The sequence below is a fragment of the Telluria sp. RT2P19 genome (genome assembly GCF_059685725.1).
The window spans coordinates 249,759-264,573 of the sequence record NZ_JCASIL010000003.1 but is presented as its reverse complement, the minus strand read 5'-3'; the positions used below and the strand labels follow the sequence as shown (position 1 = coordinate 264,573).

At 65.3% G+C, this 14,815-nt stretch carries 16 protein-coding genes; 13 read left to right on the top strand and 3 right to left on the bottom strand.

What is annotated here, in order from left to right; translation table 11 throughout:
* Window positions 1-4: 4 nt before the first annotated feature.
* The 6 genes from AC56KW_RS05460 to AC56KW_RS05435 all read left to right on the top strand — a co-directional run bounded on the left by AC56KW_RS05460 (window position 5) and on the right by AC56KW_RS05435 (window position 3,943).
* Window positions 5-733: an amino acid ABC transporter ATP-binding protein gene (locus AC56KW_RS05460; RefSeq protein ID WP_497169715.1), complete on the top strand. Its 729-nt coding sequence runs from the start codon at window positions 5-7 to the stop codon at window positions 731-733.
* Between the two features lie 46 nt (window positions 734-779).
* A complete protein-coding gene (locus AC56KW_RS05455) occupies window positions 780-1,196 on the top strand; it encodes a secondary thiamine-phosphate synthase enzyme YjbQ (protein ID WP_497169714.1) in 417 nt (138 codons plus the stop codon).
* A 202-nt stretch (window positions 1,197-1,398) separates the two neighbouring features.
* The gene (locus tag AC56KW_RS05450) at window positions 1,399-1,935 is read left to right on the top strand and encodes a hypothetical protein (RefSeq protein WP_497169713.1); all 537 of its coding nucleotides are present in this window, start codon (window positions 1,399-1,401) and stop codon (window positions 1,933-1,935) included.
* Between the two features lie 34 nt (window positions 1,936-1,969).
* Window positions 1,970-2,317: a GFA family protein gene (locus tag AC56KW_RS05445; RefSeq protein ID WP_497169712.1), complete on the top strand. Its 348-nt coding sequence runs from the start codon at window positions 1,970-1,972 to the stop codon at window positions 2,315-2,317.
* A gap of 16 nt (window positions 2,318-2,333) precedes the next feature.
* Window positions 2,334-2,504 (top strand): hypothetical protein, encoded by a 171-nt coding sequence (locus tag AC56KW_RS05440; RefSeq protein WP_497169711.1) that lies wholly within the window; start codon window positions 2,334-2,336, stop codon window positions 2,502-2,504.
* A 425-nt stretch (window positions 2,505-2,929) separates the two neighbouring features.
* Window positions 2,930-3,943, top strand: coding sequence for an aldo/keto reductase (locus AC56KW_RS05435; protein ID WP_497169871.1), 1,014 nt, complete (start codon window positions 2,930-2,932; stop codon window positions 3,941-3,943).
* Here AC56KW_RS05435 and AC56KW_RS05430 read toward each other — a convergent pair.
* From AC56KW_RS05430 to map, 3 genes are read right to left on the bottom strand one after another with little or no spacing between them, the layout of a single operon-like run.
* Complete coding sequence (locus AC56KW_RS05430) at window positions 3,940-4,686, bottom strand: pseudouridine synthase (protein ID WP_497169710.1); 747 nt, start codon at window positions 4,684-4,686, stop codon at window positions 3,940-3,942. The two genes, AC56KW_RS05435 and AC56KW_RS05430, sit on opposite strands and share 4 nt — an antisense overlap.
* A gap of 31 nt (window positions 4,687-4,717) precedes the next feature.
* Window positions 4,718-7,300 (bottom strand): [protein-PII] uridylyltransferase, encoded by a 2,583-nt coding sequence (locus AC56KW_RS05425; protein WP_497169709.1) that lies wholly within the window; start codon window positions 7,298-7,300, stop codon window positions 4,718-4,720.
* 10 nt (window positions 7,301-7,310) lie between these two features.
* On the bottom strand, window positions 7,311-8,156 hold the full coding sequence (map, locus tag AC56KW_RS05420) for a type I methionyl aminopeptidase (protein WP_497169708.1): 846 nt from the start codon (window positions 8,154-8,156) through the stop codon (window positions 7,311-7,313).
* Window positions 8,157-8,442: 286 nt separating this feature from the next.
* Between map and rpsB the strand changes: the two genes are divergently transcribed.
* The 7 genes from rpsB (at window position 8,443) to ispC (ending at window position 14,806) form a co-directional block, all read left to right on the top strand.
* Window positions 8,443-9,192 carry a 30S ribosomal protein S2 gene (gene rpsB / locus AC56KW_RS05415; protein WP_005667508.1) on the top strand — a complete coding sequence of 250 codons (750 nt, stop codon included), beginning with the start codon at window positions 8,443-8,445 and terminating at the stop codon, window positions 9,190-9,192.
* Window positions 9,193-9,329: 137 nt separating this feature from the next.
* Window positions 9,330-10,238 carry a translation elongation factor Ts gene (gene tsf, locus AC56KW_RS05410; protein WP_497169707.1) on the top strand — a complete coding sequence of 303 codons (909 nt, stop codon included), beginning with the start codon at window positions 9,330-9,332 and terminating at the stop codon, window positions 10,236-10,238.
* Window positions 10,239-10,593: 355 nt separating this feature from the next.
* The gene (pyrH, locus tag AC56KW_RS05405) at window positions 10,594-11,310 is read left to right on the top strand and encodes a UMP kinase (protein ID WP_497169706.1); all 717 of its coding nucleotides are present in this window, start codon (window positions 10,594-10,596) and stop codon (window positions 11,308-11,310) included.
* 27 nt (window positions 11,311-11,337) lie between these two features.
* On the top strand, window positions 11,338-11,898 hold the full coding sequence (gene frr, locus AC56KW_RS05400) for a ribosome recycling factor (RefSeq protein ID WP_497169705.1): 561 nt from the start codon (window positions 11,338-11,340) through the stop codon (window positions 11,896-11,898).
* 140 nt (window positions 11,899-12,038) lie between these two features.
* Entirely contained in the window at window positions 12,039-12,788 is a 750-nt protein-coding gene (gene uppS / locus AC56KW_RS05395; RefSeq protein WP_497169704.1) for a polyprenyl diphosphate synthase, read from the top strand.
* On the top strand, window positions 12,788-13,618 hold the full coding sequence (locus AC56KW_RS05390; RefSeq protein ID WP_497169703.1) for a phosphatidate cytidylyltransferase: 831 nt from the start codon (window positions 12,788-12,790) through the stop codon (window positions 13,616-13,618). Before uppS ends, AC56KW_RS05390 begins: the two co-directional genes overlap by 1 nt.
* A gap of 12 nt (window positions 13,619-13,630) precedes the next feature.
* A complete protein-coding gene (ispC, locus tag AC56KW_RS05385) occupies window positions 13,631-14,806 on the top strand; it encodes a 1-deoxy-D-xylulose-5-phosphate reductoisomerase (RefSeq protein ID WP_497169702.1) in 1,176 nt (391 codons plus the stop codon).
* Window positions 14,807-14,815: the final 9 nt, after the last annotated feature.

Genomic DNA, 14,815 nt, shown 5'->3' with positions numbered 1-14,815 from the left:
AACGATGATCGTTCTCGATAGAGTCAATAAATACTACGGCGACTACCACGCGCTGGTGGACATCACCGAGCGCGTGGAAAAGAACGAGGTGCTGGTGGTGTGCGGTCCGTCCGGCTCCGGCAAGTCGACCCTGATCCGCACGCTGAACCGGCTCGAGGAAATCGACGCCGGCCGCATCGAGATCGATGGCCGCGACATCCACGCCAGGGGCGCGGACGTCAACGCGCTGCGCGCCGCGATCGGATTCGTGTTCCAGAGTTTCAACCTGTTTCCGCACCTGACGGTGCTGGAGAACTGCACGCTGGCCCCGGTCAAGCTGGGGCGGGCGACGAAGAGCGAGGCGCGCGCGCACGCCATGCAGCTGCTCGAGCGCGTCGGCCTGGCGCACAAGGTCGATGCCTATCCGAACGCGCTGTCGGGCGGCCAGCAGCAGCGGGTGGCGATCGCACGTGCGCTGGCCATGCGTCCGCCGATCATGCTGTTCGACGAGCCGACCAGCGCGCTCGACCCGGAGATGGTGGGTGAAGTGCTGCAGGTGATGCGCGGCCTGGCGGGCGAGGGCATGACCATGGTCTGCGTGACCCACGAGATGGGCTTTGCGCGCGACGTCGCCGATCGCATCTGGTTCATGGCCGAAGGGAAGATCCTGGAACAGGCCACGCCGCAGGAATTCTTCGCCAATCCACGGCATCCGCGCGCGCGGCAGTTCCTGGCCGACCGCCGCCGCGACTAGCCGTTATCATGATGGGGTTTCCGGCTTCACCGAACAGGACAGCTGCATGGCGCACCAATCCATCCTCGAATTCTCGACTGGCGGTCGCGGCACCCGCGACATCACGCGCGACGTCGCCGCCGTGCTCTGCGCATCGGGCGTGCAATCCGGCCTGGTCCACGTCTTCGTGCAGCACACGAGCTGCTCGCTGCTGCTGACCGAGAACGCCGACAGCGACGTGCGGCGCGACCTGGAAACCATCGTCTCGCGCCTGGCGCCTGACGGCGATCCGGCGTACCGCCATGACGCGGAAGGCCCGGACGACATGTCGGCCCATGCGCGCAGCATGCTGACCGCGACGTCGCTCACGATACCCGTCGGGGCAGGGCGGATGCTGCTTGGCACCTGGCAGGGCATCTACCTGTGGGAACACCGCACGGCGCCGCACCGGCGGCGGGTGGTGGTGACGGTGCTGGGCGGCTGATCTAGGCGCGGACAAGCATGCACAAGCACGCATGGGTGCGCATATGCACGCAGGGGCACCCATATGCACGTTATGGCATGCGCATGGAATAGACGCCCGGCGTAGCCTGGCGCGAAGGCTTCTGGTAGTGTAGGGCGTCGCTGGTTTCATCAAGCCCGCGCGGCCGAGCCGCGCGTCGTCCACGCCAAGCCCCGGGAACGACATGAACGCCGCATCTTCCAAACCCCGCCTGATTCTCCCGCTCCTCGCACTGTGCGCACAACTCGGCATGCTCGCCTGGGAGCACGTCAATGGCGGCGTGCGCGCCCATCACCTGCTGGCGAACCCCGACCTGCCGGCGGTGTCCAACTGGTGGGGCCTGCTCCTGATTCCTGTCTTGACCTGGTGGACCGTCGTGCGGGTCGAGCGCCGTAGCGACCGGGCGGCGCACGCCGGCCGTCCGGCGCGTCCCGCGCCGCTGATAGGTTTCCTGTGCGCGCTGGCCTACGGCGCCACGCTGGCAGCGCTGTTCGCGGCAGGCAGCGCGCTGGTGGACTACGTGTTCTTCGGCCTGCTGGCGCTGGCGCTGGTGGTGCGCTTGTGGCATGCCGAATACCTGCTGGGCTTCGTGCTGGCCATGAGTGTCGTCGCCGGTCCGGTCCTGCCGGCCATGTTCGGGGTCATCATCGCGCTGCTGTCATGGCTGGTGCACACGGCGACACGCGCCTTGTGGCGCAGGCTGCGCCCCAGCCTGGCCTGAGCTTTCCAGAACCGTTGTCATCGGGAGCATCGTCATGCCGTATCAAGGAAGCTGTCACTGCGGCGCCGTCGCGTTCGAGGTCGAAGGCGTGATCGATGGTGCGATGTCCTGCAACTGCTCGATGTGCAGGCGCAAGGGGGCGCTGCTGTGGTTCGTCGCGCGCGACCAACTGCGCCTGCGCACGCCGGACCAGGCGGCCGCCACCTATACGTTCAACCAGCACGTCATCAAGCACCGCTTCTGTCCGACCTGCGGCATCCATCCCTATGGCGAGGGCGTGGACCCCGATGGCGACGCCATGGCGGCGATCAACCTGCGCTGTCTCGACGACGTGGACCTCGACAAGATACCTGTCCAGCACTACGACGGCGCGGATCACTGACGCCCTCATCGCGCACATGACACGTCCCTTCCCGCCGTTCACGGCGCCATCGGCCATGTCGCCAAGTACCGCTGTCGGCCCGGGTCGGGGCGGCGTGCGCGACCGCGACGCCGGCAAGGCCGGCATGCCGCCACAGCGCATCGGCGTGGCCGACGACAACGAGGATCCGGCGCGGACGCGGCGCTGATGCTGTCGCTGCTGCCCGTGACGCTGGGGTACACGGCACTGGTCGCGCGGTCGGCGCGCGAGGCGCGGTCCGCGCTGCCGGCGTTCGGCCAGATGCCTGCCCGATACCGGCGTGCCCGAAGTGAACGCTGACGAATCAGCCGGCGCGCTGCCCAATCAACCGGGGCGCATCGCAGGCGATCCTGATCGCGCCCAACGGGGTATGCGCATGAGAACGACCGGGCGCAGGCGCTGGCGGCGCGCTCCCACGAGCAGTTCGCCAAGCCGGTCGGCCTTGGCGTGCCCGGCGCCGCGCCGTGCAGATCGGCCGTCGACGCCGCCTGAAGGCCTTGCCATCGATGTTGCGCCGCGCTGCTGGCGTGCGCCGGCATCGCCGCCCGGCAGGCAGAATCTTCCTTCGATAAGCAGCCTCGAAAGGACAGAATGATGACGCAGCGCTACCAACCCATCACGCGCCTCGGCCTTGGCGGCACCGGTCTTGGCGACATGTATCACAAGACCAGCGAAGAGGCGGGCCAGGCCACCGTCGATGCCGCCTGGAATGCCGGCATCCGCTATTTCGACACTGCACCGCACTATGGCGCCGGGCTGTCCGAGCACCGCTTCGGCCAGGCCCTGCGGCGCCGTCCACGCAACGAGTACACGCTGTCGACCAAGGTTGGCCGTATCCTGGTGCCCAGCGAAACGCCCGAGATCGCGGAACCGTTCGTCGGCGGCCTGCCGTTCCGGCGCCTGACCGACTACACGGCCGACGGCGCGCGCCGCTCGATCGAGGACAGCCTGCAGCGCATGGCGCTGTCGCACATCGACATCGTGTATGTGCACGACCTGTCGCCGGACCGCTTCAGCCAGGCCGAGTATGAGCATTATTACGCCATCGCGGCCGGCCGCGGCGGCGCCTTCGAGGGACTGGTCAAGCTGCGCGACGAAGGCGTGATCAAGGGCTGGGGCCTGGGCGTGAACACGGTCGACCCGTGCCTGCGCGCGCTGCGCGACTCGGATCCCGACATCTTCCTGCTGGCCGGGCGCTATACGCTGATGGAGACCACGCCCTTGGCCGAACTGTTCCCGCTGTGCGAAGGGCGCGGCGCGAAGGTGGTGCTGGGCGGACCGTTCAATTCCGGCTTCCTGGCCGGCGGCCCGAACTACGACTACGGTCCGGCCGATGCCGGCAAGATCGCGCAGCGCGAGCGCCTGCGCCAGGTAGCGGCGCGCCACGGCGTCGACTTGCCGGCGGCGGCGCTGCAGTTCGGCCTGGCGCACCCCGTGGTGGCGGCCACGATTCCGGGCGCCAGCAGCGCCGAGCATCTGCAGCGCAATGCGGCGCTGATGGACGTGGCGATTGCGCCGGCGTTCTGGGAAGAGCTCAAGGCCGAGGGCCTGGTGGCGCAAGAGGCGCCACTACCGCGCGGCAAGCCGGGATTGGAGCGCGTTTCTTAGAATTGCTCGTCCGGGGCCAGGTAGCGCCACTGGCCCTCGGGCAGGTTCCCGAGCTTGACCTTGCCGATCCGTACGCGCTTGAGCCCCACGACCTTCAGGCCGACCATGTCGCACATCCGTCGGATCTGGCGCTTCTTGCCTTCGCGCAGGGTAAAGCTGAGCTGGTCCTCATTCTGCCAGCGCACCTTGGCCGGCAGCAGGGGCTTGCCGTCCATCCACAGGCCGTGGTTCAGCTTCTTGAGGTCGCTGTCGGGCAGCCTGCCCGGCTTGGTGTACTGCACCCGTACCAGGTATTCCTTGTCGACCGAGGTCGTCTCGCCGATCAGGTGCTTGGCGATGCGGCCATCCTGCGAGAGCACGAGCAGCCCGACCGAATCGATGTCGAGGCGCCCGCAGGGGACCAGGCTGCGCAGCTGGGTCGGGTGGAACTGCTCGGGCGCGGGATCGTCCGCCCAGCGGTTCTCGGGCTTGATCAGGGCGATCGCCGGCGTGTAACCATCCTCGGCCTGGCCGCTGACATAGCCGACCGGCTTGTTGATCAGGATGGTCACGCGCTTTGATTGCTCGGCCGCGGCCTGGCGCTCGACCGTGATGCGCTGGGTCGGCAGCACCTTGCTGCCCAGCTCCGAGACGACCTTGCCGTCCACCCGCACCCAGCCGCGGGCGATCCATTCATCGGCTTCGCGGCGCGAGCACAGGCCGAGTTCGGACATACGTTTGGAGAGGCGGAGCGGTTCGGTCATCGGTAAAACTTTGCTAGGTAAAAGGGTTGGATCAAATCTTGAGGGCATCGAGCAGGTCGGTCTCGAGCTGCACCTGGGTGCGCGGGCTGTGGAGCGCCGGTCCGTCGACCAGGAACACGTCCTCGACGCGTTCGCCCAGGGTCATGATCTTGGCGGTGTGCAGGTTCAGCCGATAGCGCGCCAGGACGCTGGCGACCGCATACAGCAGCCCCATGCGATCGTTGGCAGCGATCGACAGCACGTGGAACTGCCCGCGTTCGTCCGGCCGCAATTCGACGGTCGGCGTGATCGGGAAGGTGCGCGCCACGCGCGACAGGCGCCCGCGCACCAGTGGCGGCAGCGCTTCCTGCGACAGCAACTGCGCGCGCAGCTCGTGCTCGATCAGGCTGATGATGTCGCGGTAGCTGCCGGCGAAGTTTTCTTCGGCCACCAGGAAGCTGTCCAGCGCATAGCCATGGCGCGTAGTGTGGATCTTGGCGTCGAGGATGCTGAAGTTCTTGCGCTCGAAATAGCTGCAGATGCGCGCGAACAGGTCGGGCTGGTCTTTCACGTAGACCGCCACCTGCAGGCCTTCGCCGATCGGCGCCAGGCGCGCCTTGACCACCGGCCGGTCGCTGTCGACCTTGTCGTGCAGCGCGCGCGTCTGCCAGGCGATGTCGGAGGCGTCGTGGCGCAGGAAATAGGCGACGTCGAGCTGCTTCCACAGCTGTTCGTGGGCGTCGGTGTCGAGGCCGTAAAGGCGCAGCGTGGCCAGCGCCTCTTTCTGGCGCATGCGCAGCTCGCGGTCGGCCGAATGCGGCTCGCCGCCCAGCACGCGCAAGGTTACCTTGTACAGGTCTTCCAGCAGCTTGGCCTTCCAGGCATTCCACACCTTGGGGCTGGTGCCGCGGATGTCGGCCACGGTCAGCAGGTATAGGGCGGTCAGGTGGCGCTCGTCCCTTACCACGGCGGCGAAGGCCTGGACCACGTCCGGATCGGACAGGTCCTGCTTTTGCGCCACGGTCGACATGGTCAGGTGCTGCTCGACCAGGAATACCACGAGTTCGGTGTCTTCTTCATTGATGCCGTGCTCGCGGCAGAACTGGCTTGCATCGTCCATCCCGAGCTTGGAATGGTCGCCGCCGCGGCCCTTGGCGATGTCGTGGAACAGCGCGGCCACGTACAGCAGCCAGCGGTCGTGGAAGTCGGCGATCAGCTGGCTGCAGAACGGATATTCGTGGGCGTGTTCCGGCATCGTGAAGCGGCGCAGGTTGCGCACCACCATCATGATGTGCTGGTCGACCGTGTAGACGTGGAACAGGTCGTGCTGCATCTGCCCGACGATCTTGCGGAAAGCGGGCAGGTAGCGGCCAAGGATGCCGAATTCGTTCATGCGGCGCAGCGCGTGCACCAGGCCGCGCGGCGCCTGCAGCACGCGCAGGAACAGCGCCTTGTTGGTTGGGTCGGCGCGGAAGTCGTCGTCGATCAGCGTACGCGCATGCCACAGTGCGCGGGTGGCGCGCGCGCTCAATCCCTTCAGTTCGCGGCGCTCGGTCATCACCACGAAAATTTCGAGGATGGCGGACGGCGTCTTCTCGAAAGTGTCGTCGGCCGCGATGTCGATCAGGCTGCCGGCCTGGGTGAAGTGGGCGCTGATCGGGTAGGCCACCGCCGGCTGCGGGAACAGCTGGGCTTCGATATCCTGCAGCAGGATCGTGTTCAGCTGGGTCACCGTCTTGGCGGCCCAGTAGTAGCGCTGCATCAGGAATTCGCTGGCGCGGCGCGCGTCGGGGCCCTCGCCATTGGCCTGCAGCCCGAGATTGCCGGCGATCGCCGTCTGGACGTCGAACACCAGCCGGTCTTCACGGCGCCTGGTGTGCAGGTGCAGGCGAATGCGGATGTCCTTGAAGGCGCTCTCTTTTTCGAGCAGCTGGCGCGCCTCCATGCGCGTGATCAGGCCGCGCGTGGCGAGCTGGCCGAAGGTATCGGCCAGGCCCGCGGCCTTGGCCACCCACAGGATCACCTGCAGGTCGCGCAGCGCGCCCGGGCTCTCCTTGACATTGGGTTCGAGCGCGAAGGCGGTGTACTCGTACTTGGCGTGACGCAACCGCATCTCGGCGGTCTTGGCCTGGAAGAAGGCTTGCGGATCGAGCGCGTCGCGGTAGCGCCGCTGCAGCTCTTCGAACAGCGGCGCGTCGCCCGTGACCAGGCGCGCTTCGAGCAGGCTCGTTTGCACGGTGATGTCGGCGCTCGACTCGACCAGGCATTCGTCGACCGTGCGGATGCTGTGGCCGATCTCCAGGCCCAGGTCCCACAGCAGCTGGACCAGGCCTTCGAGGCGCGCCTGGGTGATGGCGTCGGCCGGCTGGCCCAGCAGGATCAGGAGGTCGACGTCGGAATAGGGGAACAGTTCGCCGCGCCCGTAGCCGCCCACGCCCACCAGGGCGGTGTGCTCGGGCAGGCCGGCCGCCTGCCATGCGTCGACCAGTACGGCGTCGACCACCTGGCGCAGGCTGCGCAGCAGCTTTTCGGGCTTGCCGTCTTCGGTGAAGGCCTGGAACACCAGCTGGCGTTCGGCCTTCAGGCGCTGGCGCAGGGTGGTGCGGGCGGTGTCGAGCACGGTGGCCTGTCCCATGGGCCGGTGCTCAGGCGGCAGCCAGGCTCGGGACCGCGCCCGGGGCCAGCAGCGGCAGCACGATGGCGGGCGGCGGCGGGCTGCCGGCCGACATGGTCAGCACCTCGACCCCGGTCTCGGTTACCAGCACCGTGTGTTCCCACTGCGCCGACAGGCTGCGGTCGCGGGTCTTGATGGTCCAGCCGTCCGGCATCTCTTTTATGTCGCGGCGGCCGGCGTTGATCATCGGCTCGATGGTGAAGATCATGCCGGGTTTCAGTTCTTCGAGCGTGCCGGGGCGGCCGTAGTGCAGCACCTGCGGCTCTTCGTGGAACACGCGGCCCACGCCGTGGCCACAGAATTCGCGCACCACGCTGTAGCCGGCCTTTTCGGCGTGCTGCTGGATCGCGTGGCCGATGTCGCCCAGGCGCTTGCCCGGTTTGACGGCGGCGATGCCCAGCCACATGCATTCGAAGGTGATTTCGGACAGGCGGCGCGCCATGATCGACGGTTCGCCGACCAGGAACATGCGGCTGTTGTCGCCATGGTAGCCATCCTTGGTGATCGGCGTGATGTCGATGTTGAGCGCATCGCCCGACTTGAGCACGCGCTCGCCCGGGATGCCGTGGCAGATCACGTCGTTGAGCGAGGTGCAGATCGAGCCGGGGAAGGGCGGGTAGCCTGGTGGCGCATAGTTCAGGGTCGCCGGGGTCGTGCCCTGGACGTTGACCATGTACTCGTAGGCCAGACGGTCGAGCTCGCCGGTGGTTACGCCGGGCTTGACGAACGGGGTGATATAGTCGAGCACTTCCGAGCCGAGGCGGCAGGCGACGCGCATGCCTTCGATTTCTTCGGGAGTCTTGGGAGTGGAAGCCATAGGGAATACTTTTCCTGCTTGATGACGTGGTCAGTCCGCGCACATGCCCGGACAATAAGGAACCATTATAGTGGAAGTCACTCGCCCTCAGGGCTGGCAGCTCTCGCGATCGCATGTGGCGCTTGAACAAAACGTCAAATCCCGCTAGAATCTCGGGTTGCTCCGATTCGTATCGGGCAATGTTGTAAAAAGCATCTTAATTTATTTATTGAAATCGCGAATGTGGCCCTAAAAGGGTGCCTGACTGGTGACTGGTCACATTCAAGACCCAACCCTGGAGAATTACATGTCCGTTACTATGCGTGAAATGCTGGAAGCCGGTATCCACTTCGGCCACCAGACCCGTTTCTGGAACCCAAAGATGGCGCCGTTCATCTTCGGTCATCGCAACAAGATCCACATCATCAACCTGGAAAAAACCATGGCGATGTACCAGGATGCGATGAAAACCATCAAGCAGATCTCGGCCAACCGCGGCACCATCCTGATGGTCGGCACCAAGCGCCAGGCACGCGACATCATCGCCGCTGAAGCACAGCGCGCCGGCGTGCCTTACGTCGACCAGCGCTGGCTGGGTGGCATGCTGACCAACTTCAAGACCATCAAGACCTCGATCAAGCGCCTGAAAGACATGGAAGCGCAAGTCGAAGACGGTTCGGTCGAGAAGATGTCGAAGAAAGAAGCGCTGCTGTTCTCGCGCGAAATGGAAAAGCTGCAGAAGTCGATCGGCGGCATCAAGGACCTGGGCGGCGTGCCTGACGCAATCTTCGTCGTCGACGTCGGCTACCACAAGGGCACCATCACCGAAGCCGGCAAGCTGGGCATCCCGGTCATCGGCATCGTCGATACCAACCACTCGCCAGAAGGCGTGACCCACGTGATCCCGGGCAACGACGACTCGTCGAAAGCGATCACCCTGTACGCACGCGGCGTCGCCGATGCGATCCTGGAAGGCCGTGCCAACGCCACCAACGAAGTCGTTGAAATGGTCAAGGCTGGCGGCGACGACTTCGTCGAAGTTTCCGAGCAGGCATAAGTGACAGCAGGTCATTGACCTGCTAGCACATCGAAGGGGGCGCCGCACACACGAGCCCCCCTTTTTTTAAGCTCAATACCTGCGGGGCGTCTCGACGACGACCTGCAACCCGGATAAAACATTTAGGAGAAATCAACATGGCAGCGATTACTGCAGCGATGGTAGGCGAACTGCGCGCGAAGACCGATGCGCCAATGATGGAATGCAAAAAAGCACTGACCGAAGCCGACGGCGATATGGGTCGTGCTGAAGAGATCCTGCGCGTCAAACTGGGTGGCAAGGCATCGAAGGCATCGGCGCGCATCACCGCCGAAGGCGTTGTTGCAACCTATATCTCCGGCAACGTCGGCGCGCTGGTCGAAGTCAACAGCGAAACCGACTTCGTCGCCAAGAACGAAGAATTCCTGGCCATGGTCAACCTGGCCGCCAAGCTGGTCGCCGAGAACAACCCGGCTGACGTCGCCGCCCTGGCAGCACTGCCGCACGACGGCAAGACCTTCGACGACGTGCGTACTGGCCTGATCGGCAAGATCGGCGAGAACATGACCGTGCGCCGCTTCCAGCGTTTCGAGACCACCGGCAAGCTGGCGTCGTACCTGCACGGCACGCGCATCGGCGTCGTCGTCGACTTCGAAGGCGCGGACGAGCAAGTCGGCAAGGACCTGGCCATGCACATCGCTGCAATGAAGCCAGTCGCTCTGTCGTCGGAGCAAGTGCCAGCTGAAATGATCGAAAAAGAGCGTTCGGTCGCCGAACTGAAGGCCAAGGAAGACGCTGAAAAAGCCGTCGCCGAAGGCAAGCAGCCGCAGTCGGAAGAAATCGTCGCCAAGCGCATCGACGGTTCGGTGCAGAAGTACCTGAAAGAAGTGTCGCTGCTGAACCAGGCATTCGTGAAGAACGACAAGCAGTCGATCGAGCAATACCTGAAAGCATCGAACACGACCGTCAAGGGCTTCACCATGTACGTGGTGGGCGAGGGCATCGAGAAGAAGGTCGACGACTTCGCAGCAGAAGTCGCAGCACAGATGGCTGCCAACAAGCAGTAATCAAAAAGAACGGGCCGCAAGGTCCGTTTTTTTAAGGTGGGGTGGTTTGTGTCGTGGCCGCACATGATGTTGTGGCTATGGCATGGACCTGGGTTTTTGCCTGCGCGGGAACGACGTCGAGTGGTGTGGGCCAAAGCAGGCTCCGCAGTCCGCCCTCCGCGCGTCGTCCCCGGGCAGGCGGGGCGATGCCGCTGGCATCGTCCCCCAAGCAGGCGTGCAGTCCAGCAGCGCGACCGCCAGCCTCAAGCCGCCTTACAATGCCATCCGTCCCAGGACGGATGAGGCCCGCGCCCACGATGCGCCGGCCGGACCCGAATTCGCAACATCGAAACATCACATTAGGAGCCGCTTCATCATGACAAAACCAGCCTACCAACGAGTCCTCCTGAAACTGTCTGGCGAAGCGCTGATGGGCGACGACCCGTTCGGCATCAACCGCGCCACCATCGAGCGCATGGTGGCCGACGTGGCGGAAGTGGCGAAGCTGGGCGTGCAGGTGGCGGTCGTGATTGGTGGCGGCAACATCTTCCGCGGCGTCGCCCCGGGCGCCCAGGGCATGGACCGCGCCACCGCCGACTACATGGGCATGCTGGCCACCGTCATGAATGCGCTGGCCCTGGCCGACGCCATGCGCCACGTCGGGATCACCGCCCGCGTCATGTCGGCGATCGGCATCGAGCAGGTGGTCGAGCCCTATGTGCGCCCGAAAGCCCTGCAATATCTGGAAGAGGGTAAAGTGGTCGTGTTCGCCGCCGGCACCGGCAACCCCTTCTTCACCACCGATACCGCGGCCGCCCTGCGCGGCGCCGAGATCTCGGCCGAGATCGTCCTGAAGGCCACCAAGGTCGATGGCGTCTACAGCGCCGACCCCAAGAAGGACCCGCACGCGACCCGCTACGAGAAGATCTCGTTCGACGAAGCCATCGCCAAGCACCTGCAGGTGATGGATGCCACCGCTTTTGCGCTGTGCCGCGACCAGAAACTGCCGATCAAGGTGTTCTCCATCGTCAAACCCGGCGCGCTCACCCGCGTGATCATGGGCGAAGACGAGGGTACACTGGTACACGTTTAAATATTACTGAACAACAAGGAGAGCAGCATGTCCCTGGCTGACGTCAAAAAGAACGCGCAAGAGCGCATGACCAAGTCCATCGAGACCCTGAAGGCCGACCTGGCCAAGGTCCGTACCGGCCGCGCCCACACCGGCATCCTCGACCACGTCATGGTCGAATACTACGGCAGCCCGACCGCGCTGCCGATGGTCGCCAACCTGACCCTGGTCGATGCGCGCACGATCGGTGTCCAGCCGTTTGAAAAGAAAATGGCCGCGACCATCGAAAAAGCCATTCGCGACGCCGACCTGGGTCTGAACCCATCGGCGCAGGGCGACATGATCCGCGTGCCGACCCCGCCGCTGACCGAAGAGCGTCGCAAGGAAATGGTCAAGCTGACCAAGTCGGAAGGCGAAGATGCGAAGATTGCCGTGCGCAATATCCGCCGCGATGCCAACGAAGCACTCAAGAAGATGGTCAAGGACAAGACCGCCTCGGAAGACGACGAGCGCCGCGCCTCGGACGAGATCCAGAAGCTGACCGACAAGGCCGTGGCCGACATCGACAAGCTGCTGGGCGAGAAAGAGAAAGAAATCCTGACGGTGTAAGGCTTGCCGTAGGGCGAAGCCACCCGGCTTTCTTGCGGACCGGCCCCGGCGACTTGCCGCGGCCGGTCCGCCTACCTTATGATTGTCCAATTCTACATTGGCCATTGCGCCCGCCGAGGCGCAGCACTGCTGGATTAACGATGTTCAAAAGTTCGACCGCTGCCGTACCCGATACGCTCGCCGTGCCGCGCCATATCGCCATCATCATGGATGGCAACGGCCGTTGGGCCACCAAACGCCTGCTGCCGCGCGTCGCCGGCCACGTCAAGGGCGTGGAAGCCGTGCGCGGCATCGTCGAAGCCTGCGTGCTGCGCGGTGTCGAGTACCTGACCCTGTTCGCCTTCTCGTCCGAGAACTGGCGCCGCCCGGCCGACGAGGTCTCGCTGCTGATGCGCCTGTTCGTCACGGCCCTCGAGCGCGAAGTCTCGAAGATGCACGCCAATAATATTCGCCTGAAAGTCGTGGGCGACCTGAGCCGCTTCGATCCCAAGCTGCAAGACATGATCGCCAATGCCGAACGCCGTACCGCCGGCAATTCCCGCTTGACCGTCACCGTGTGCGCCAATTATGGTGGCCGCTGGGATATCATGCAGGCAACGGGGAAGATGGTGAAGGCCAACCCCGGCGTGACCGAATATACGGAGGAAATGCTGGCTCCCCACCTGGCGATGGCGTATGCACCCGAACCCGACCTGTTCATCCGGACCGGCGGCGAGGAGCGCATCTCGAACTTCCTGCTGTGGCAGCTGGCGTATTCCGAACTGCATTTCACAAGCACCTTCTGGCCCGATTTCACGCCCGAGGCGCTGGACGAGGCGATTAACTCGTTCCAGCGGCGCGAACGGCGTTTCGGCCAGACCAGCGCCCAAGTAGCGAAGAAGATCAACTGATGCTCAAAACCCGGATCATCACCGCGCTCGTCCTCCTGGCAGTGTTGCTGCCAGTCTTGTATTCCAATAACCCCACGGCGTTCGCGGTGGTCGCCTCGCTCTTCTTCGGGGCGGCGATCTGGGAGTGTTTCCGCCTATTCAACCCGGGCGCCAGGAGCGCGCTGGCGATCGCCGGGGCCTGGACCCTGGCCTTTGCGTACGCCTTCTTCATGCGCGAGCAGGGCGATCCGACCTTCTGGTTCGCCATCGGCGCACTGTTGTGGGCCCTGCGCTTTGCCCCCACGCTCAAACTCGGCCTGCCGCCACTGGCCAGCACGCCGAACACGCTGCTCAGCCTGCTGTATGCGATCTCGCTGGTGGCATGCTTCGCCGCCATCGTCATGCTGTTCCAGTATTCGGCGCTGTTCCTGCTGTCGGTGCTCGTCATCGTGTGGTCGGCCGACATCTTCGCCTATGTTTGCGGCAAGACCTTCGGCAAGAACAAGCTCGCACCATCGATCTCGCCCGGCAAGTCGTGGGAAGGCGCCATCGGCGGCGGCATCGTGACCCTGCTGCTGGCGTCGCTCACCGTCATGATCGGCGGCGAGGCCTTGGCCAATACCTTCGCGGTGCGCGTGCAGGCCAGCTTCGGCTGGCTCGGCATGCTGGCCGTCATCGCCCTCATCGTCGTCGCCAGCGTGGTCGGCGACCTGTTCGAATCCCAGCTCAAGCGCCGCGCAGGCATGAAGGACAGCAGCAACCTGCTGCCCGGCCACGGCGGTGTGCTGGACCGGATCGACGCACTCGTGCCGGTCCTGCCGCTGGCGGCCCTGATCGCCACCCGGCTCTAGAAGGAAGTTTCCATGCAAGGCATTACCATCCTCGGCGCCACCGGTTCGATCGGCGCCTCGACCCTCGACGTCGTGGCGCGCCATCCGCAGCGCTACCGCGTCTACGCCCTGAGCGCGCACTCGCGCGTGGAAGAATTGGCCGCCGCTTGCCGCCAGTTCCGCCCACAGCGCGCGGTGGTCGGCAGTCCTGAGGCCGCCGCCAGCCTGGCGGCCCTGATCGCCGACCTGCCCACCAGCGTCGAATACGGCGAACAGGCGCTGTGCGACATCGCCTCGCATCCTGGCACCGACATCGTGATGGCCGCCATCGTCGGCGCCGCCGGCCTGGCGCCGACCCTTAGCGCGGCGCGCGCCGGCAAGAAGATCCTGCTGGCCAACAAGGAAGCGCTGGTGATGTCGGGCCAGCTGTTCATGGACGCCGTGCGCGAGCACAAGGCGACCCTGCTGCCGGTCGACAGCGAACACAATGCGATCTTTCAGTCGCTGCCGCCTGCGTATGCGCGCGTGCCGGTCGCCTCGGGCGTGGCGAAGATCCTGCTGACCGCGTCCGGCGGCCCGTTCCTGAACCGCGCCGTCGAAACGCTGGACAGCGTGACCCCGGACGAAGCCTGCAAGCACCCGAACTGGGTCATGGGCCGCAAGATCTCGGTCGATTCCGCGACCATGATGAACAAGGGCCTCGAAGTGATCGAGGCCCACTGGCTGTTCGGCGCGCCGGCCGATCAGATCGAGGTCGTGATCCACCCGCAAAGCGTGATCCATTCGATGGTGTCGTACGTGGACGGCTCGGTGCTGGCCCAGCTGGGCAATCCGGACATGCGCACCCCGATCGCCAATGCGCTGGCGTATCCGGAACGGATCGATTCGGGCGTGGCCCAGCTCGACCTGACGCAAATGGCGGCGCTGCAGTTCTTCCAGCCCGACTACCAGCGCTTCCCCTGCCTGGCGCTGGCCTTCGACGCCCTGCGCGCGGGCGGTACCGCGCCAGCCCTGCTGAACGCGGCCAACGAGGTGGCGGTGCAGGCCTTCCTGGAGCGCCGCATCGGTTTTCGCGCTATCGACCGCGTGATCAGGCACGCGCTGGACGTCGTGCCGCACGGCCCGGCCTCGTCGATCGACGCGGTGCTGGCCCAGGACGCGCGCGCGCGCGCAGCCGCCACCGACGCCATCGCAGGCCTGGCGCACTGACTCCCTGGA

Coding starts and splice junctions, on each gene's coding strand:
- ispC (WP_497169702.1), top strand. CDS start 13,631: ATGCAAGGCATTACCATCCTCGGCGCCACCGGTTCGATCGGCGCCTCG.
- frr (WP_497169705.1), top strand. CDS start 11,338: ATGTCCCTGGCTGACGTCAAAAAGAACGCGCAAGAGCGCATGACCAAG.
- map (WP_497169708.1), bottom strand. CDS start 8,156: ATGGCTTCCACTCCCAAGACTCCCGAAGAAATCGAAGGCATGCGCGTC.
- AC56KW_RS05390 (WP_497169703.1), top strand. CDS start 12,788: ATGCTCAAAACCCGGATCATCACCGCGCTCGTCCTCCTGGCAGTGTTG.
- AC56KW_RS05440 (WP_497169711.1), top strand. CDS start 2,334: ATGACACGTCCCTTCCCGCCGTTCACGGCGCCATCGGCCATGTCGCCA.
- AC56KW_RS05460 (WP_497169715.1), top strand. CDS start 5: ATGATCGTTCTCGATAGAGTCAATAAATACTACGGCGACTACCACGCG.
- AC56KW_RS05425 (WP_497169709.1), bottom strand. CDS start 7,300: ATGGGACAGGCCACCGTGCTCGACACCGCCCGCACCACCCTGCGCCAG.
- AC56KW_RS05445 (WP_497169712.1), top strand. CDS start 1,970: ATGCCGTATCAAGGAAGCTGTCACTGCGGCGCCGTCGCGTTCGAGGTC.
- AC56KW_RS05450 (WP_497169713.1), top strand. CDS start 1,399: ATGAACGCCGCATCTTCCAAACCCCGCCTGATTCTCCCGCTCCTCGCA.
- AC56KW_RS05430 (WP_497169710.1), bottom strand. CDS start 4,686: ATGACCGAACCGCTCCGCCTCTCCAAACGTATGTCCGAACTCGGCCTG.
- AC56KW_RS05435 (WP_497169871.1), top strand. CDS start 2,930: ATGACGCAGCGCTACCAACCCATCACGCGCCTCGGCCTTGGCGGCACC.
- AC56KW_RS05455 (WP_497169714.1), top strand. CDS start 780: ATGGCGCACCAATCCATCCTCGAATTCTCGACTGGCGGTCGCGGCACC.
- tsf (WP_497169707.1), top strand. CDS start 9,330: ATGGCAGCGATTACTGCAGCGATGGTAGGCGAACTGCGCGCGAAGACC.
- rpsB (WP_005667508.1), top strand. CDS start 8,443: ATGTCCGTTACTATGCGTGAAATGCTGGAAGCCGGTATCCACTTCGGC.
- pyrH (WP_497169706.1), top strand. CDS start 10,594: ATGACAAAACCAGCCTACCAACGAGTCCTCCTGAAACTGTCTGGCGAA.
- uppS (WP_497169704.1), top strand. CDS start 12,039: ATGTTCAAAAGTTCGACCGCTGCCGTACCCGATACGCTCGCCGTGCCG.